Source organism: Chryseobacterium sp. SG20098 (genome assembly GCF_031844745.1).
Lineage (GTDB): Bacteria > Bacteroidota > Bacteroidia > Flavobacteriales > Weeksellaceae > Chryseobacterium > Chryseobacterium cucumeris.
Map to the genome: position 1 here is coordinate 2,252,198 of NZ_CP134622.1, position 18,979 is coordinate 2,271,176.

Sequence of the window (18,979 nt, forward strand, 5' to 3'; positions counted from 1 at the left end):
ACTTCCCTCTTCCCTTTCTCAGCTTCCATCTTTCCCTCACTAAAAATAAATTAACTACCTTTATATGGACCAAATATGAACATCTGCTATGAAAAAAATAATTGTTGTGATTCTTGTTGCCTTTATCATCATCCAGTTTTTCCCTATTGATAAAACAAATCCACCGCTTACTCCGGGAATGGACTTTCTAAAAATTAAAAATACTCCGGAAAAAATTGCCCGTACCCTCAGAACATCTTGCTATGACTGCCATTCGAATGAAACCAGGTATCCATGGTATAGCAGTATTTCCCCAACTTCATGGTGGGTAAAAAATCATATTGATGAAGGCAGAAAACATCTTAATTTTTCTACCTTTGCAGTATATGAACCTCAGAGACAGCTTCATAAACTGGAAGAATGTATAGAAATGGTTGAGAAAAAAGAAATGCCGCTAGAATCTTATTATTTAGGTCATCAGGATGCCAAACTGTCGGATGAGCAGCGTGCAGATCTTGTACAATATTTCAAAAAAGTAAAAGAAGACACTGAAAGAGGAATCATGTTTAATAAATAAAGTCATGGAAAGTTGGGAAAATAAACATATTGTTTTTTTTGATGGAGATTGCGGAGTTTGTAATTTCTGGGTGCAATGGATTTTGGAGAGAGACAAAAAAGACCAATTCATGTTTGCTTCTCTTCAATCTGATTTTGGACAACAGTTTTTATCTGAAAGAGGGCTTGAAACCAATGTATTCAATACGATGTATCTTTGGAAACCCGGACGGTATTATCAGATCAAATCAAGAGCCGTACTGGAAATTGCTAATTTACTGGGAGGAGTTTATAAACTTTCCTTTGTTGGGAAAATCCTGCCGGCATCTTTAAGTGACAAAGTGTATGATGTTATTTCCAGAAACAGAATGAAGCTGGCCAATCAGAAATGTTATTTACCTGATCAGCATCAGAAGAAAAAATTTATTCAGGTGTAATTAATTGTTCTTACTCCTTTTCATTTAACTTATAAAAAGATCATTCCGTAAGAGTTACCTACAATATTAATGCATTGTATTGATTCCTACGGAATGACAAATAAGACGGATAGGTGTTCCTGTTTAATGTTTAATGGAAATCAAACTGAAAAATAGTCTCTTACCAGCTTTATCAATTATCAATTATCAATTATCAATTATCAGTTATCAATTATCAATAATCAATAATCAATAATTACTCATTACCCATTGCTCATTACTTATAAATTAAGCGACCACACAGAATAAGAATTCGGAGGGCATTGGATTTTCACCCATTTATCACCCTGAGTTGTTGGATACCAACTTGAATTTCCTGTGAAATCTTTAATTTGCTGACTGCTCCAATTCGTTTCTATCCATCTTTCCTGCCAGTTTGAAGAAGTATTGATATAAACAACAAGCCCTGGATTACCATTATAGCCGTTACGTCTTGCAATATATTCATCGTTATCAGTATAGAGAATGGAAGTTGTTCCGGTAGCTTTATTATTATGAATCCAGATCAGATTATTCAGTCTTTCTTTGTTTAACCATTCTTCATAATCTCTGTAAAAAATCGTCGGATAACCTTCATGGGTTAGGATATAGGCATAGGCGGGCATTTTATTGTAAATAATATCTGTATCATGATTGGCCACAAAAGTGACGGCTTTGTATGGATTTCTTTTCCACATCATATCATCATTCAAAGCATTTAAATTACCATTATCAAAGGCTTCATCCATTTTATAATAAGCTGCAAAATCAAATACGGAACTGTTGGCATTATTGGCCCACCATTCCAATGTGTTGACATTTGAATCCCATAATTCTCCAACTGAAAATCCTCCTACATTAGAATTCCAGGTATTAACAACCCATGGCCCGAATCCTTTAACGTAATCAAACCTCCAGCCATCAAATTTCATCACATTTTTATAATATTTTGCTACGGAATCATCTCTCCCCCAAAGCCAGTCCTGCACATGAGGATTCGCATGACATAAATCCGGGAAGCCACCAAAAGCCCCTTCATCATTATTCCCGTAAGAGTTTTTATAAAAGTCATTGTAGTTTCTCTGGAATTTTCCGGAAGCCACACCAGAAAAATTAGTCCAGGTATTGGTTCCTGTAAAAGGATTGGCTTCAGACTGCCCGCCACTGTTGTGATTGATTACAATGTCTGCATACACCTGCATGTTTTCAGCATGCGCTTTGGTAATCAATGCTTCCAGTTCAGCTCTGGATCCGAAACGGGTTTCTGTACTTCCATTTTGATTAAAATCTCCAAAATCATAATAATCGGTAGGATCATATCCCATAGAATAAGCCCCATTCTGAGCTTTTGATGCAGGTGGTAGCCATACAGCTCCAATTCCGGCAGTAGACCATGCGGTTAATTTGTCTTTAACGGTATTCCACCAGTTACCCCCTTCCGGAACATCCCAGTAAAAACCTTGCATCAAAACTCCACCACCCGGCCCGGCTGTAAATTTACTTTGTGCAGAACCTGAGCCGCTTCCTGTACTGAAAGGGCGTCCATCATGATGGGTAACATTCACTGTTTTGTTGTGAACCTCTTCTTGTCTGGTAGGTTCAGTTGTCAATTCATCACTGGTTCTACATGAGCTTACTAATGCTAAAGCCAGCAGTGAAAGGAAAAAGTTTGTTTTTTTCATCGCTTTAATTAATTATCAATCTATTAAACAAGATACAATTTTATTAAAAACAAATTCAAATGAAAGGGAAATATTTTCATTTTCCATAATAAATCAATAAGAAAGGCATTCAAATTTTTCATTAAAAAATCATAAATTTTTCAGAATCCCGAGACAATTTTTCTTTTAATCCATATATTTGCATACTATGGAATACAATACCCAAAAAACTCAGCTTCATATGCCGGAATATGGCAGAATTATACAACAGTTGGTTGAGCGCTGCAAAGAACTTCCTACCAAAGAGGAAAGGAACGAAATGGCTATGGCAATCATCGATTTTATGGGTCAGAGAAACCCACAACTTCGCGACGAGGAAAATTATAAACATAAACTTTGGGACCATCTTTATATTCTTGCCAATCATGATCTGGATGTAGATTCTCCTTATCCCTTCCCCACAATGGAAGAGCTGGCAGAAAAACCTAAAAGAATGGAATATCCAAAACTTCAAGGTGACTTTAAGTTCTACGGAAAAAGTATTCTTCAATTGATAGAAAAAGCAATTGAACTGGAAACAGGTGATGAAAAAGAAGCCCTAATCGAGGTGATTGCCAACAATATGAAGAAGTCTTATAATGTCTATAATAAAGAACATGTGACGGATGATGTGATTTTCCGCCACCTGAAAGAACTTTCCGAAAACAGGTTGGATCTTACCGGAATAGATTCTCTTGAAAAGAGTAAGATCTATTACACCAGCAATAACAACAACCGAAATAACAACAATAACAACAGGAATAACAACAATAATAAAAACAATAATAACCAGCCTAACAAGAGAAGGCATAATAACAATCATAAAAACAGAAAATAATGAGTGGAACATTTCAAATAAGAGGAGGAAAAAGACTGCAGGGTGAAATAACTCCACAAGGAGCCAAAAATGAGGCTCTACAAATTTTATGTGCGGTTCTTCTGACAGATGAGGAAGTAAGAATCAAAAATATTCCGGATATCCATGATGTAAACAGGCTGATTGAAATTCTTGGGGATTTTGGAGTAAAAATTACTAAAAACGGACAGGGAGATTATACTTTCAAAGCTGATCAGGTTAATTTTGATTATATTAAATCTAATGAGTTCAAAAAGGACGGAGCAAAACTACGTGGATCCATTATGCTGATGGGACCAATGCTTGCCCGTTATGGAGAAGCTTATATGCCGACTCCGGGTGGTGACAAAATCGGAAGAAGAAGATTGGACACTCACTTTCAGGGACTTGTTGAATTAGGTGCTGAATTCAATTATGATGAGGAGGAATATTTCTATTCTTTAAAAGCTAAGGAACTAAGAGGAAAATTCATCCTGCTGGAAGAAGCTTCTGTTACCGGAACGGCTAATATTGTAATGGCAGCAGCTCTTGCAAAAGGAAAAACAAGAATCTACAACGCAGCCTGCGAGCCTTATCTTCAGCAATTATGCAAAATGCTGAACAGAATGGGAGCCAATATCTCAGGAATCGGATCCAACCTTCTTACGATTGAAGGGGTTGAATATCTGAGAGGTACTGAGCATACGATGCTTCCGGATATGGTAGAGATCGGTTCATGGATTGGTCTTGCAGCCATGACAAAATCTGAAATCACCATCAAAAATGTAAACTGGAACCAGCTTGGTGTGATTCCGAATACCTTCAGAAAACTGGGAATTCAGCTTGAACAAAGCGGTGATGACATCTACATTCCTGCTCAGGAACATTATAAAATTCAGAAATTTATTGACGGTTCTATCCTTACGATTTCAGATGCGCCTTGGCCAGGATTTACACCGGATTTATTATCTATTATTCTAGTGGTAGCTACTCAGGCAAAAGGAAGTATTCTGGTTCATCAGAAAATGTTTGAGTCCAGATTATTCTTTGTGGATAAATTAATCGATATGGGTGCTCAGATCATTTTATGTGATCCGCACAGAGCTACAGTGATCGGATTAAACCAGGAAGCTCCGTTAAGAGGAACAACGATGGTTTCCCCGGATATCAGAGCCGGAAACGCCCTTCTTATTGCGGCTCTTTCTGCTGAAGGAAAATCTATTATCCACAATATCGAGCAGATTGACAGAGGATATGAAAATATTGATGGAAGACTGAGAGCTATTGGTGCTGACATCGAAAGAATTTAAAATTATTTTATTTAATAATAGGAAAGCGTTCAGAATATTCTGAGCGTTTTTTTTGTTTTACCACCCCGTCAAAAATTCTTTGAATTTTTACCACCCCTCCCGAGGAGGGAATTTTATCCAGGTTAACGATTGATCTTTTTTATCTGTTTTTAGTGCAAAAATAAAAAGTGCCCGGTAAAAACACCGGACACTTTGGTAATTAAAACTATATGAATCTCACTTAAAAATAGGTTCTGCAGGTATATTCTACCGTCGTATTGATAAGTTTATTTTTATTCAGATAGACTTCAAGCTGCTGAAAATCTTCTGAATTAACATTAATATATAACTGTACCGAACCGAAACTGTATCCGTTCACGTACTCTACATTAGCAGATAACACTCTATGACAGATGCCGAATTGATTATAGATCGTATTCATCAAATGTTCAAATTTCATTTTGCCATTCAACTCTATTTCCAGTAACAATTCTTTTTTAGGCAGGTTAATTTTATTTTGTAAAACCTGCAGGCCGGGATTAGGTGTAATCATTGCTAAACATTTTTGGGTTAAACATTGTCAGATCATATGACACTTTTGTTTTTAAATCTGTGACAAAAATATAAAAAAATATTAGTCCACCAAATTAGTAGACTAATATTTTTTAAAATTTAACATAAAAAAAAGAAGCCCGTTCAGCTTCTTTCTATATTTTAAAAATTCCCTACTCTTTCCAATTTGTCGGAACCAGCCAGTCCATTAGGATTACAACCGGGCTCTCCTTCGGGGACTTTGAGATTTTTCTTAGTGTAAAATTCTTCCCAGAATGTATTCGTTTTTCCTGTTTTGGGATCAATAAACGTCATTGGTTCCAGTTTGAAAATATTTTCTGTCCGAAAAGCTCTTTCTACAAAGTCCGAACAGTAATAGGATTGTTCATCCAGAATATAATTGAAGTTGTAAGGTTTTCCCAACATGGAAATTGCTTTTTTAACTGCTTCAGGAATTGCTTTCTGATATTCCGGTTTCAAACGGTAAACAATAACCTCCTGCCCTTCTTCTTTCTGATCTTTAATAAAATCTTTCAAATCCTGTCTCTGAGAACCGCCTTTGGGAGCAGCGTGCAGAACAAACATCCGGTTGTCTTCTTTTTCCAGAATTCCTATATGATCAAATGAAGCCGCTTTTTCTTTTTGAGTTACATTATTGATCGCTCCGGAAAGTCCCGATTCTTTTGCGGTTACAAAAAGAAGATCTCCATTTTTAAGCTGTACATTACCTGCATAAGAGTGATTACACTGGATCAACAAAACGATTAAACAGGACAAGAGTCCAGTCAACATAATGCCTTTGATTCTTCTATTAAAAAATGTTTTACATTCAGACATTTTATTATACTTTTCGGTACCAAAATTACAAAATAGAATTCATTACATTTGTGGGAATATTGATCTATTCCTCACACCAACCCAAACATTCCAACAATCTTATGCCCCATATTTTATTAGTTGAAGACGACGACAGGCTTTCAAAACTGATTGCAAAAGGATTTCAGGAAGCTGAATTTGAGGTCACTGTAGCATATGACGGAGTCACAGGCCTGAAACTGGCTTTACAGACAAATTTTGATCTGGTAGTGACCGATATTATTCTTCCCAAAAAAGATGGTCTTGAATTTTGCCATGAGATCAAAACTTTAAAACCCAATCTTCCTGTAATTATGCTTACTGCCCTGGGAACTACTGATGACAAGCTGGAAGGATTTGATGCCGGAGCAGATGATTATCTCACCAAGCCTTTTGAAATGCGGGAACTGGTAGCAAGGATAAAAGTACTTCTGAAACGTTTTTCACAACAGTTACATCAAAAAGTTTTTGTTCTTAAATACGAAGGCATAGAAATGAACCTGGAACAGAAAACTGTAAACCGTGATCAAATGCCTATCAAATTAACCCCAAAAGAATTTAATCTTTTAAAATTCATGATGGAAAATTCCGAAAGGGTTCTTTCCAGAACTGAAATTGCAGAGAAAGTATGGGAAACCCATTTTGATACGGGGACTAACTTTATTGATGTTTATATCAATTATCTCAGAAAGAAAATAGATAAAGATTTTGAAACCAAACTGATCCACACCAAAGCCGGCATGGGATTTATTCTGAAAAAAGACTACGAATCAGGTACTGTATAGTAAATCAATAAGATAAACTAAAAATATCGGGATGAAAATAAGAACCAGACTTACCCTGCTTTTTACCTTAATCACTGCAATGCTTTTAAGTATTTACAGTATTTCGATCTATTATTCATCCAAAGAAGCCAGAGAAAAATCTTTTTTCAGCGAACTTCAGAACGAAGCGATTGCCAAGGCTGATTTATTTTTCCGAAGCTCCCTTCCGGAACAGGAAATGCATAAGCTTTATAAAAACAATACCAGAACATTGAATGAAGTTCAGGTTGCCATTTATAATTCCAATAAGCAATTGATTTATCATGATGATGCCAAGGTAGATTATGTAAAGGAAACTCCGGAAATGCTAGCTCAGATATTCCAAAAGAAGAAAATCAATTTCTTTTTAAATGACTTGCAGGTGATCGGGATGACCTATCATTATGAAGGAAAAACATATGCAGTAACTGCAGCAGCCTATGATCAATACGGATATGATTATCTCACACATCTTCTTACCATCAGTATTATTTCATTCTTCAGTATTCTCATATTAATTTATCTGGCAGGAATATTTCTTTCCAAAAAAGCATTAAGTCCGCTCAGTGAAATGGTAATTCAGATTAAAAAAATTACAGCCGGAAAACTTCAATTGCGTCTGAAAACTACTAAGGAAAAAGACGAACTTAATGAGCTTGCTCAAAATTTCAACGGAATGCTGGAACGGCTTGAAAATTCTTTTGATTCACAAAAACATTTTGTCTCCAATATTTCACATGAACTGAGAACTCCCTTATCCGCCATCATTACTGAGTTGGAACTGGCTTCAGAAAAGGATAAAACCAAAGAAGAATATCGGGAAACCATCCAATATGCACTGGATGATGCCCGAAATATGGTAAAATTGTCGAATAGTTTAATGGATCTTGCCAAAGCAAGCTATGATCCCAATGAGATCAGTTTTTCAGAGGTACGTCTTGATGAAGTTCTTCTGGAATCTTATACCAAAATCACCAAAGAAAATTCAGGATATAAAGTTTCTTTAAACATAGAAGATTCCGTGGAAGAGCATCAGCTTATCATTCAGGGAAATGAATATCTTCTTCAGGTTGCCTTCAACAATCTTATTGACAATGCCTGCAAATATTCATCAGAACACACTTGCCTGATTGATGTAAATACCAATTCAAAAATTCTTACAATGCGTTTTACCAATACCGGCAATAGCATTAACAAAGAAGATTTACAACATATTTTTGAACCTTTTTACAGAAGCGAAACGTCCAGACAGGAAAAGGGCCATGGAATAGGATTATTTCTCACCCAGAAAATTATTCTGCTCCATAATGCAAAAATTACGGTGCTATCAGAAGGTAACGAAACTATTTTTGCAGTGATATTTGATATTGTATAGACAACCGAAGAAATTAAACTTCAGAATCAACTTTTTTATTCTTTTTTTTACGTTGGTAATAGATATTTCTGATAAAAATCACACTGCTGGTCATAAAAGGGATCATGTGAAACAATTGTCTGAGCAAAAGATATCCTGATTTTTTTTCATCTACAATACTTTCCATACCTAACCCAACAAAAAACAGGGATATAAGAAGTAAGATTAATTGTATTTTCCAATGCATTCTTATCATATTGTAAAAATCTTCTTAATGATTAGAAATTCTGCTAAAAATAGTTGTTCCAATACTCGCTGTAATCACGCAGGCAATAGAAATCCACTGTAAAAAAGATAATTCTTCAGCAAGAAAAACCAATCCGGAAAGCGCTGCAAATGCAGGTTCCAGGCTCATCAGAATACTGAAAGTCTTTGCAGGAAGTTTTTTCAAGGCCATCATTTCCAGTGAAAAAGGTAAAGCACTCGAAAGAATAGCCACACCAAGCCCTTTCATAAAAATCGTCGGAGTAATATTAAAAAAAGCACCATCCCATATCGTGAATGGAATAATCACAAGACTTGCAAAGATCATCCCTGTAGTAACCGCATCTTTTCCATCCATTATTTTGGAAACTTTTCCACCCATGATAATATAAAGCGCCCAGAAGACTCCTGCGAGAAAGGCAAGTCCAAGTCCTAATAAATCTACATGATCACTTTTCCAGGGAACAATCAGCAGAATTCCTACACATGCCAGTAACGCCCAGATAACATCCAGCAGTTTTCGGGACAATGCCAATGCAAGAAATAAAGGACCTGCAAACTCTACAGTCACCGCCAATCCCAGCGGAATTCTTTGAATAGCCATATAGAAAATAAGATTCATTGCAGCCAGTCCAACTCCATAGATTGCACAGTATTTCCATTTCTGACGGTCAAATTGTAAAAATTTAGGACGGTTAATCAACGTAAGCAAAACCGCAGAAAGTACAATTCTTAAAGTAACCGTACCAATAGCTCCGATAGCGGGAAAAAGCTGCTTTGCAATGGAAGCTCCTCCCTGCACACAGATAATCGCTAAAAGCGTAGCTGGTATTGCTAAGTTTGATTTTTTCATTTCTAAAATATATAATTCAAAAGGTATTGGAAGGAAGTCTCCGGGATTAAACAAGCTTTTATTTCATATGACAAATTGTAAAATTCGACCTACAAAAATCAGCTTCCAAATGTATTGAAATTTTATCTCTTACCATGGGTACAGTTTACATATATTAACAAGATATAATAAATATTTCCTGCAGGATCATTAAGAAAAACAGGAAGTAACTTTCTCTAATGATTTTCTAATAACATTCTAAAGCTTCTCTAACGGTAAAAAAAAAGAGACCGTTCTACTTTTGCACAGTAAAAAATAAAGCATATGGACTCAGATCCTTACAGTAATTATCAATCTTAAAAGCTTTAGTTGTACTCACTTTTCCCGTACAGCTGAAAAGCTTTATAACAAAAGGAAAAGTTATGACTACATTAGAATTTACTCTTCGTCTCCTTACCGCATTTGCTCTGGGTGCCAGCATTGGTTTTGAAAGACAATGGCGCCAGAAAAGTGCTGGTCTCCGCACCAATACATTGGTATGCCTTGGCTCCGCAGCATTCGTACTTCTTTCCATCAGAATCGGAGGCGATGCTACAGGTAGAATAGCTTCTTATATTGTAAGCGGGATTGGTTTTTTAGGTGGAGGCGTTATCATGAAAGATGGTCTTACCGTGAGGGGGCTCAATACAGCAGCCACCATCTGGTGTTCGGCCTCTGTAGGTGCTCTCAGTGCTATGGGATTTCCCGTGGAAGCAGCCATTACCAGTGGATTTATTATCCTCACTCATATCACCCTTCGTCCTTTAGGCGTAAAACTGGGCAACAATATCAACAGCAGAAACCATTATACAGAATATCTTCTCAGCATCAAATGCAAAAGTGAAGTAGAAAATCACGTCCGTGTGCAACTGATGCAATCTCTGAGCGGAAATGATAAAGTGTTGCTGAAATCTCTTACCAGCGATGATAATGGGCTGCCTGAAAACGCCATCATTACAGCGGAAGTTCATGCTTCTACTCCGCAGGACAGTTTCATGGAAAAAACAGCCAGCAGATTAACGATTGAAGACAAAGTCATCAAAGTAAGCTGGGAAATTATAGGTACCGAAAACGATTTGTAACATTAAAAACAACCTTTGAAGCGATGTTAAAAAAATCTTCAAACAAAAATCTCAATTCCGCGGCTCTTGTAAAATTGAAAGAAGCTGCAGCCGAGAATGAAAAAATGGTGTATGCCCTGCTGGAAACCTCAGAAGAAGGACTTAGTGAAAACACCGTAAAAGACCGTCTGAAAATTTATGGTAAAAATGAAATTGCTACCCAAAAAGCGCCCTCATGGGTAAGACAATTTGCTCATTCTTTCTTTAATCCATTTAATTATATTCTGGCCTGCATTGCCATAATCTCATTATTTATTGATGCTATTCTTGTCCCTGCAGGAGAAAAAGATTTCAGTACAAGTATTATTATTTCGGTGATGCTGCTCTTCAGTACTGTTTTAAGATTCATTCAGGAATTCCGAAGCAACAAAGCGGCAGAAGCATTAAAAAAGATGGTAAAAACAAGCTGTCTTACCAAAAGAAAATTTAATGAGAGCGAAGAAATAGAAATCACTGAAATTGTTCCCGGAGATATTATTGTTCTGTCCGCAGGTGATATGGTTCCGGCCGACTGCAGAATTCTTAAAAGCAAAGATCTTTTCATCAGCGAATCCATTCTTACAGGAGAAGCTCTTCCGGTTGAAAAAAATGCACTTCCTATCAAAGATGCCCAATACCGTAATCCTCTCAGCCTTCAGAATATCTGTTTTATGGGAACCAATGTGGTAAGCGGATCAGCAACGGTTGTTGTAGCCAATACCGGTATTTTCACCTATTTCGGAAGCATCAGCAGAAGTCTGGCTTCTAAAAGACCTGAGACTGCATTTGATATCGGAGTTAATAAAGTGAGCTATCTGCTGATCAGATTTATGCTGATCATGACTCCTGTTATTTTTCTGATCAACGGATTGATAAAAGGGGACTGGATGCAGGCTTTATTGTTCGCCATTGCCGTAGCTGTGGGATTGACTCCTGAAATGCTTCCTATGATTGTCACGGCTAATCTTGCCAAAGGTGCAGTCAATATGAGTAAAAAGAAAGTAATTGTTAAAAGACTCAATGCCATCCAGAATATCGGAGCTATGGATATTCTGTGTACCGATAAAACAGGAACACTTACGCTGGATAAAATTGTATTGGAAACCCACCTCAACGTTCGTGGTATTGAAGATGATGAAGTATTAAAATGGGGCTACCTTAACAGTTTTCATCAAACCGGCCTCAAAAATCTGTTGGATCAGGCTGTTCTCGATCATGCTGAAGTTCACAATATGATGAGGGCAGATGAATTGTATCAAAAAGTGGATGAAATTCCTTTTGACTTTGAAAGAAGAAGAATGTCTGTCATCCTGAATACATCAAAAGGAAAGCATCTTATGATCTGCAAAGGGGCAGTGGAAGAAATGCTTCCTTTATGTCAATATGCCTTAGACCCTGGAGATGATCGCAGCCTGCATGTTGAGAATGACAATAGTGTTCCGTTGGATGATCTTATGAAACAACAGATTATCAGAATGTCTGAAAAGCTCAATGCTGAAGGACTTCGTGTATTGCTAATTGCCATCCGGGAATTTGACGGTGATCATCCATTGAATTATTCCGTTGCCGACGAAAATAAACTTACCCTTACAGGATTTATGGGATTTCTTGATCCTGCAAAACCATCAGCAGAACCAAGTATCAAAGCTTTACACAAGCTTGGTGTAGAAGTGAAAGTAGTAACCGGAGATAATGATATTGTTGCTAAAAAAATATGCCATGATGTAGGAATTCCTATCAATACCATTATGCTGGGTGATGAACTGGAGCATATGACTGATGATGAACTTTGCAAGGATATGGATCTCTATTCTGTTTTTGCTAAAGTAAGCCCGTTACAAAAACAACGTATTGTAAAAATATTAAGATCAAAAGGTCACACCGTTGGTTTTATGGGTGACGGTATTAATGATGCAGCAGCTATAAAAGAAGCAGACGTGGGAATCTCTGTGGATACCGGAGCAGACATTGCCAAAGAAAGTGCAGATATCATTCTGTTGGAAAAAGATCTGATGGTGCTTAGAAGCGGAGTAATTTATGGAAGAAGAACTTTCGGGAATATCGTCAAGTATATCAAAATGACGGCCAGCAGCAACTTCGGAAATATGTTCAGCATGATTGGAGCCAGTGCACTACTTCCGTTTCTTCCTATGCTTCCGCTACAGATTCTGACACAGAATTTACTGTATGATGTATCACAATCCTCCATCCCATGGGATACAATGGATAAAGATTTTCTGGAAAAACCGAAAAAATGGGAAGCTGCAAGCATTAAAAAATTCATGCTGTATATAGGTCCTTTGAGCTCCATTTTTGATTATGTCACGTTTGTCGTACTATTTTTTATTTTCAAAGCCAATACACCGGAACAACAAGGGTTGTTTCAGACAGGCTGGTTTGTGGAAGGTTTATTATCTCAAACCTTGATTGTTCACATTATCAGAACGAAGAAAATTCCATTTATCCAAAGCTGGGCCGCCACACCAGTTGTTGCTTTAACAAGTTTAATCATGCTGATCGGAATTATGGTTCCTTTCACTCCAATGGCAGTGTATCTCAAAATGCAGCCTTTACCTTTGAGCTACTTCCCTTATTTAATAGGAATTCTTACAGGATATTGTGTTTTAACCCAGTTTGTGAAACAATGGTTTATCAGAGAATTCGGGCAGTGGCTTTAGTAACAAAATTCATTGCTAGCAGATCTATCAATAAAATAATGGTTATAAATAACTTATATGAGAAAAACAGTCTTAACAATGGTACTTTTGACAATTGTTACCTCTTGTAAAAATTCCAAAAGTGAAACTCCGCAGGATCAGGATCTCCTCATCAAAAATAATCAGGTCACCGTTCCGGAAACCCATCCCGTTTTCAAAAAAATTAAAACACAGGTCGTTACTGAACAGGAACACAGTGATGGAGTGATTTCAGCGGGAACAATCCAGGCAATACCCAATCATTATGCGGAAATTGCCAGTCCTTTTTCCGGAAGAATTACAAAATCTTTTATTCAGCTTGGACAAAATATTTCGGCCGGAAGCCCTCTTTTTGAAATCCTTTCTTCAGATTATTTTTCGGTTCAAAAGGATTACACAGATGCGTTAAATGATGTACAGCTTGCAGAAAAAAATTACAGACGCCAACAGGATCTTGTAAAACATGGAGTGGGTATTCAGAAGGAACTGGACGAAGCAGAAACTGATTTTAAAAATAAAAAAACATCCCTCTCCAATGCTTCTTCTGCCTTGAAGGTATATAACAGCAAAGGCGGAGGTATAGGAAGTCCTCTTTTGGTAAGAGCACCCATTAACGGAGAAATTATTTCCAACAAAATTGTCAACGGCCAATATCTGAAAGGAGATGCAGATCCGGTAATGATCATCGCAGAATTATCAAAAGTCTGGATTTCCGGTGATGTAAAAGAAAAAGACATCCGCTTTGTGAATAAAGGAGATCAGGTTTCTGTAAAGGTAAGCGCCTATCCAGACAGGAATATTACCGGAAAAGTATACCACATCAATGAAATTGTAGACGAAGATACCCGAAGCATCAAAGTCCTTATTGAATGTAACAACCCGGACAGAAAACTAAAGCCGGGCATGTACGCTACAGTCAACTTTTCAACAACTCCTGAAAAGACAGTGATGATTCCTGTAACCTCTTTAATGCAGCAGGATAACTCTCAGTATGTATGGGTAAAAACAGGCAAGAGCCAATATACAAAACGTGTTGTCACAACAGGAGAAACCGATCAGAAAACAGTAAGAATTATATCGGGATTAAAATCCGGAGAAACCATCATGACTGAAGGAGGAATTTATATGCTGGATGCGAAATAATGTAAAAGAAAAACTATGAAGAAATTACTAACAATCTCGATACAGAAGAGATGGCTCATGCTTGCCCTTTTCCTTTTACTGGGATTCTTCGGGTATTATTTCTGGACCAGGCTATCCATAGAAGCCTATCCCGATATCGCCGATGTAACTTCCCAGGTGGTAACACAGGTTCCGGGCTTGGCTGCCGAAGAAGTAGAACAGCAAATCACCATTCCTTTGGAAAGATCTCTGAACGGACTTCCGGGAATGCATGTAATGCGAAGCAAAAGTACCTTCGGACTATCCATCATTACTATGGTTTTTGATGATGGTATAGACGATTACTGGGCACGGCAGCGTATTCAGGAAAGACTGACGGATGTGGAGCTCCCTTATGGTGCACAGCCCGGATTAGATCCTCTCACCTCTCCTATTGGCGAAGTTTATCGTTATATTATCGAAAGTAATAACCACAGTCTGCGGGAACTTACGGATTTACAAAAATTTGTAATTATTCCCCGTATCAAGCAGGTTTCAGGAATTGCCGATGTGACCAATTTCGGAGGAATTACCACGCAGTTTCAGATTGAGCTGGATCCGCATAAACTTGAACAATACGGACTGTCACTTTCTGAAGTTACTGAAACCATCTCCAAAAATAACGTAAGCGCCGGAGGAAGTATGCTGCCCCGCGGAAATCTTGCCTATGTAATTCGTGGAATAGGTTTGGTAAAAGATTTAGATGATCTTGGAAAAATTGTAGTCAAAACCCAAAACGGAGTTCCAGTTTTCCTGAATGATGTAGGAACATTAAAATACGGGAATCTGGAAAGGAAAGGAATTCTTGGCTACACCGACAGAAACCGCAATTATTCTGAAAGTGTGGAAGGAATCGTGCTTTTACTCAGAGGGCAGAACCCATCACAAGTATTGGAAGGAGTGCATGAAGCTATTGAAGAACTGAATAACGAAACACTTCCTCCAGGAGTAAAGATTCATCCTTTTCTGGACCGAACGGATCTTGTCAAAACAACGCTTACCACAGTTTCCCATACGCTTACCGAAGGAATTGTACTGGTTATTATTGTGCTGATTGTATTTCTTGGAAGCTGGCGTGGAGCGTTCTTAGTGGCTATTACCATTCCTCTTTCTTTATTATTTGCTTTTATATTAATGCATTTTACCAATATTCCCGCCAATCTGCTTTCATTGGGAGCTATTGATTTTGGAATCATTGTGGACGGAGCCATCGTCATGCTGGAAACCATTCTGAAGAAACGGGAAGAAAATTCTGAAGAGACACTGGAAGAAAAAACCATTACCCAAAGAGTGATTGAGGTGGCAAAACCTATTTTCTTTTCAACCATCATTATCATTACCGCCTATCTGCCTTTATTTGCTTTTGAAAGAGTAGAAAAAAAATTATTTACCCCCATGGCTTTTACTGTTGGATATGCTCTGTTGGGAGCCCTTGCTGTAGCATTACTTCTTATCCCGGGATTAGCTTATGTAATTTATCGGAAACCACAGAAGATTTATCACAATAAATGGCTCGAGAAACTGAGCACAACCTATGGACAAAGCATTGAAAAAATAATGCAGACTCCTAAAAGAGTTCTCATTCCCATTATGATTGTCTTAGTATCTGCCGGAATTCTCTCCTATCAGGTCGGAAAAGATTTCCTTCCCGAACTGGATGAAGGTTCTATATGGCTGCAGGTACAGCTGCCTCCCGGAATTTCTTTAGCCCAATCAAAAGAAATGAGTGATACCTTACGTTCCCGCACCTTAAAACATCCTGAAATTACGTATATGATGGTTCAGGCGGGACGTAATGATGATGGTACCGACCCGTGGACAGCTTCCCATTTTGAAGTCTCGGTCGGGATAAAACCTTACAGCGAATGGCCCGAAGGAAAAACCAAAGCAGACCTCATCAAAGAACTGGCAGCTGATTATAAAGATATGCCGGGATTTACCGTAGGTTTTTCACAGCCTATGATTGACGGAGTTATGGATAAAATTTCCGGAGCTCACAGCGAATTAGTAGTAAAGGTATATGGAGAAGATTTTAAAGAAACCAGAAGAATTGCTGAAAATGTATTGTCTACTTTAAATAAAATTCCGGGTTCAGCAGATCTTGCTATCGATCAGGAACCCCCATTGCCTCAACTGCAGATTATTGCCAACAGAGATAAAATTGCCCAATATGGTTTGAATGTAGCCGATGTCGCCGATCTCATTGAGGTTGCACTAGGTGGAAAAGCCATTTCCCAGATCTTTATCGGCAATAAAGTATATGATATTTCATGCCGCTATACAGAAGACAGCCGTGACACTCCTGATAAGATCGGAAATCTGATGCTAACCTCAGCTTCCGGAGCAAAAATTCCTTTATCACAGGTGGCAGAAGTAAAATTAAGTACAGGTGAAAGTACTATTACCAGAGAAATGAATAAACGACATCTTACGGTAAAGCTGAATTTAAGAGGAACCGATCTTTCTTCTTTCCTGAAAAATGCACAGGATAAAATTGAAAAAGATATCCAATATGATCACGAAAAATACCAGATCAAATGGGGCGGACAGTTTGAAAATCAAAACAGAGCCTATTCCAGACTGGCATTTATTGTTCCACTGGCATTAGCCATCATGTTTCTGTTATTATATGGTGCATTTGGAGATTTCAGACAGGCTTTGGTTCTGATGTCTATTGTTCCACTGGCATTATTTGGTGGAATGCTGGCACTTAATATACGTGGTATGTCTCTGAATGTATCTTCTGCAGTAGGATTCATCGCACTCTTCGGGGTTGCTATCCAGAATGGAGTCATTATGATTTCCCACATCAACGATCTGCGTAAGAAAGGATATGAACTGAAACAGGCTGCCATCAAAGGGGCAAAAGACCGTTTCAGACCTGTACTGATGACTGCGACGGTTGCTGTAATCGGGCTTTTCCCGGCATCATTAGCCACAGGAATCGGTTCTGATGTACAACGTCCACTGGCAACAGTAATCGTATATGGATTGATGTTCTCTACTATTTTAACCTTATTCGTGCTGCCGGCTATTTATTTTATGGCTGAACGCCGAAATGAAAAACAAAACTTAGAATCACATGAAAATTAGAGTTCATATTATCATATTATCTGTAGTATTATTGAGCATTACAGGGATAAAGGCACAGGAAAAAGAGCTTTTACCATTTGAAGAATACCTGAACCTTGTCGGAAATAAGAATCTGGGTTATGCCTCTCAGAAATATAATGTAAGCATGGCCGAAGCTGCCATTCAAACCGCTAATATGTTTCCTGACCCTCAACTGGAAATGGAAACCACCAATAACGGAGTGAAGCAGAATATGGGATATGTCTATGGAGCCGCCATTGGTTGGATAATTGAATTAGGAGGAAAAAGAAAAGCTCGTGTTAATCTGGCCAAAAACCAGTCGGAGCTAAGCAAAATACAGCTGCAGGATTTTTTCAGAAATCTTCGTGCAGATGCCAGTTTAGGATATATTGAGGCTTTAAAATCCAAGGCTTTGCTTGAAGTACAGCAGGATTCTTATCAAAACATGCGGCAATTGGCAAAATCCGACAGTATTCGGTACCAATTGGGAACGATAACCCTGGTCACTTCCAAACAGAGTAAGCTGGAAGCAGCTTCTTTACTCAATGAAGTATATCAGGCCGAAAGTGCAGAGCAGCAGGCTCTCACCGGTTTATCTGTATTTCTTGGAGACAGCAAAATAACTGGCAGAGATGTTACCGGAGATTTTAATACCTTCAACAGAGATTTCAGCATTGACGATCTGATTCTTCAGGCATTGAATAAAAGAGCAGATTTATTGGCAGCCAAGCAAAATAAAGAGGTTGCCAAAAGCCAGATCAGCCTTGAAAAAGCTAATCGTGTCATAGATCTGGGCATCAGTGCCGGAACAGAACGACACACCGAAGCCACTAATGAAATTGCTCCTTCTCCCACTGTAAATGCTGTAAAAATGGGTATCAGTATTCCTTTAAAATTTTCCAACAGAAGAAATGCCGGGTTGAAAATAGCAGAAATGGCCCATTCGCAGGCAGAAGTTGAGTATAAACAGATCGAACAGGAGATAAAAGCTGAGGTAACGCAGGCTTTTCAGCAATACACAGCCACTCAGAAACAGCTCAGACAATTTCATAACGGAATGCTTTCTGAGGCCAAAAGTATTCTGGAAGGAATCATTTATAGCTACAAAAGAGGCGAAAGTTCTATTCTTGAAGTTCTGAATGCCCAGAGAACCTATAATAATGTACGAAAAGATTATTATCAGGCTCTTGCCGATAATGCAGCAGCTTTAATTGAACTTGAAAGGAAGGCAGGAATCTGGGATATTCATTTTTAAGCTGGAAGAAGGAAGCAGAAGGATGGAGACATCTGGAAACCGATGAATAAATACACGCCATTTAAGTAACTTATTAATACTTGGAATATTTATAAAGAAATGACAATCAGTAGTTTAAAAAAAGTATTACTTCCAGCTTCCATCTTCCAACATAAAAAAGCC

General features: G+C 37.9%; 15 protein-coding genes. 11 read left to right on the top strand and 4 right to left on the bottom strand.

The annotated features are described in order from the left end of the window. Nucleotides 1-88: 88 nt before the first annotated feature. Entirely contained in the window at nt 89-556 is a 468-nt protein-coding gene (locus tag RHP76_RS10335) for a heme-binding domain-containing protein (RefSeq protein WP_120232146.1), read from the top strand. 4 nt (nt 557-560) lie between these two features. Further along, the gene (locus RHP76_RS10340) at nt 561-971 is read left to right on the top strand and encodes a thiol-disulfide oxidoreductase DCC family protein (RefSeq protein WP_120232147.1); all 411 of its coding nucleotides are present in this window, start codon (nt 561-563) and stop codon (nt 969-971) included. Between the two features lie 260 nt (nt 972-1,231). Here RHP76_RS10340 and RHP76_RS10345 read toward each other — a convergent pair whose 3' ends face one another. After that, a complete protein-coding gene (locus RHP76_RS10345) occupies nt 1,232-2,671 on the bottom strand; it encodes an alpha-amylase (RefSeq protein ID WP_311230125.1) in 1,440 nt (479 codons plus the stop codon). 187 nt (nt 2,672-2,858) lie between these two features. Here RHP76_RS10345 and RHP76_RS10350 point away from each other — a divergent pair, with 187 nt between their 5' ends. Next, nucleotides 2,859-3,527, top strand: coding sequence for a DUF4290 domain-containing protein (locus RHP76_RS10350; protein ID WP_034695011.1), 669 nt, complete (start codon nt 2,859-2,861; stop codon nt 3,525-3,527). Continuing rightward, nucleotides 3,527-4,834, top strand: coding sequence for a UDP-N-acetylglucosamine 1-carboxyvinyltransferase (gene murA, locus RHP76_RS10355; protein ID WP_110008022.1), 1,308 nt, complete (start codon nt 3,527-3,529; stop codon nt 4,832-4,834). Before RHP76_RS10350 ends, murA begins: the two co-directional genes overlap by 1 nt. Before the next feature lie 220 nt (nt 4,835-5,054). On the opposite strand, the gene RHP76_RS10360 is transcribed toward murA, so the two are convergent. After that, nucleotides 5,055-5,366: an NIL domain-containing protein gene (locus RHP76_RS10360; protein WP_062676181.1), complete on the bottom strand. Its 312-nt coding sequence runs from the start codon at nt 5,364-5,366 to the stop codon at nt 5,055-5,057. A gap of 161 nt (nt 5,367-5,527) precedes the next feature. Next, nucleotides 5,528-6,157: a YiiX/YebB-like N1pC/P60 family cysteine hydrolase gene (locus tag RHP76_RS10365; protein ID WP_311230126.1), complete on the bottom strand. Its 630-nt coding sequence runs from the start codon at nt 6,155-6,157 to the stop codon at nt 5,528-5,530. Between the two features lie 146 nt (nt 6,158-6,303). On the opposite strand from RHP76_RS10365, the gene RHP76_RS10370 reads away from it, so the two are divergent. Together RHP76_RS10370 and RHP76_RS10375 are read left to right on the top strand one after the other, a co-directional pair. Beyond that, complete coding sequence (locus tag RHP76_RS10370; RefSeq protein ID WP_120232150.1) at nt 6,304-7,005, top strand: response regulator transcription factor; 702 nt, start codon at nt 6,304-6,306, stop codon at nt 7,003-7,005. Nucleotides 7,006-7,036: 31 nt separating this feature from the next. After that, a complete protein-coding gene (locus RHP76_RS10375) occupies nt 7,037-8,398 on the top strand; it encodes an ATP-binding protein (protein ID WP_311230127.1) in 1,362 nt (453 codons plus the stop codon). A gap of 250 nt (nt 8,399-8,648) precedes the next feature. Here RHP76_RS10375 and RHP76_RS10380 read toward each other — a convergent pair whose 3' ends face one another. Continuing rightward, complete coding sequence (locus tag RHP76_RS10380) at nt 8,649-9,494, bottom strand: EamA family transporter (protein WP_311230128.1); 846 nt, start codon at nt 9,492-9,494, stop codon at nt 8,649-8,651. A gap of 401 nt (nt 9,495-9,895) precedes the next feature. Here RHP76_RS10380 and RHP76_RS10385 point away from each other — a divergent pair, with 401 nt between their 5' ends. From RHP76_RS10385 to RHP76_RS10405, 5 genes are read left to right on the top strand one after another with little or no spacing between them, the layout of a single operon-like run. Then, on the top strand, nt 9,896-10,594 hold the full coding sequence (locus RHP76_RS10385) for an MgtC/SapB family protein (protein ID WP_288443524.1): 699 nt from the start codon (nt 9,896-9,898) through the stop codon (nt 10,592-10,594). A 23-nt stretch (nt 10,595-10,617) separates the two neighbouring features. After that, entirely contained in the window at nt 10,618-13,290 is a 2,673-nt protein-coding gene (mgtA, locus tag RHP76_RS10390) for a magnesium-translocating P-type ATPase (protein WP_311230129.1), read from the top strand. A gap of 57 nt (nt 13,291-13,347) precedes the next feature. Next, on the top strand, nt 13,348-14,451 hold the full coding sequence (locus tag RHP76_RS10395; protein WP_288443527.1) for an efflux RND transporter periplasmic adaptor subunit: 1,104 nt from the start codon (nt 13,348-13,350) through the stop codon (nt 14,449-14,451). Nucleotides 14,452-14,466: 15 nt separating this feature from the next. After that, nucleotides 14,467-17,562, top strand: a complete 3,096-nt coding sequence (locus tag RHP76_RS10400; RefSeq protein ID WP_311230130.1) for an efflux RND transporter permease subunit — start codon at nt 14,467-14,469, stop codon at nt 17,560-17,562. Beyond that, nucleotides 17,552-18,817 (top strand): TolC family protein, encoded by a 1,266-nt coding sequence (locus RHP76_RS10405; RefSeq protein WP_311230131.1) that lies wholly within the window; start codon nt 17,552-17,554, stop codon nt 18,815-18,817. The genes RHP76_RS10400 and RHP76_RS10405 overlap by 11 nt, the downstream gene beginning before the upstream one ends. The last annotated feature ends 162 nt before the right edge of the window (nt 18,818-18,979 follow it).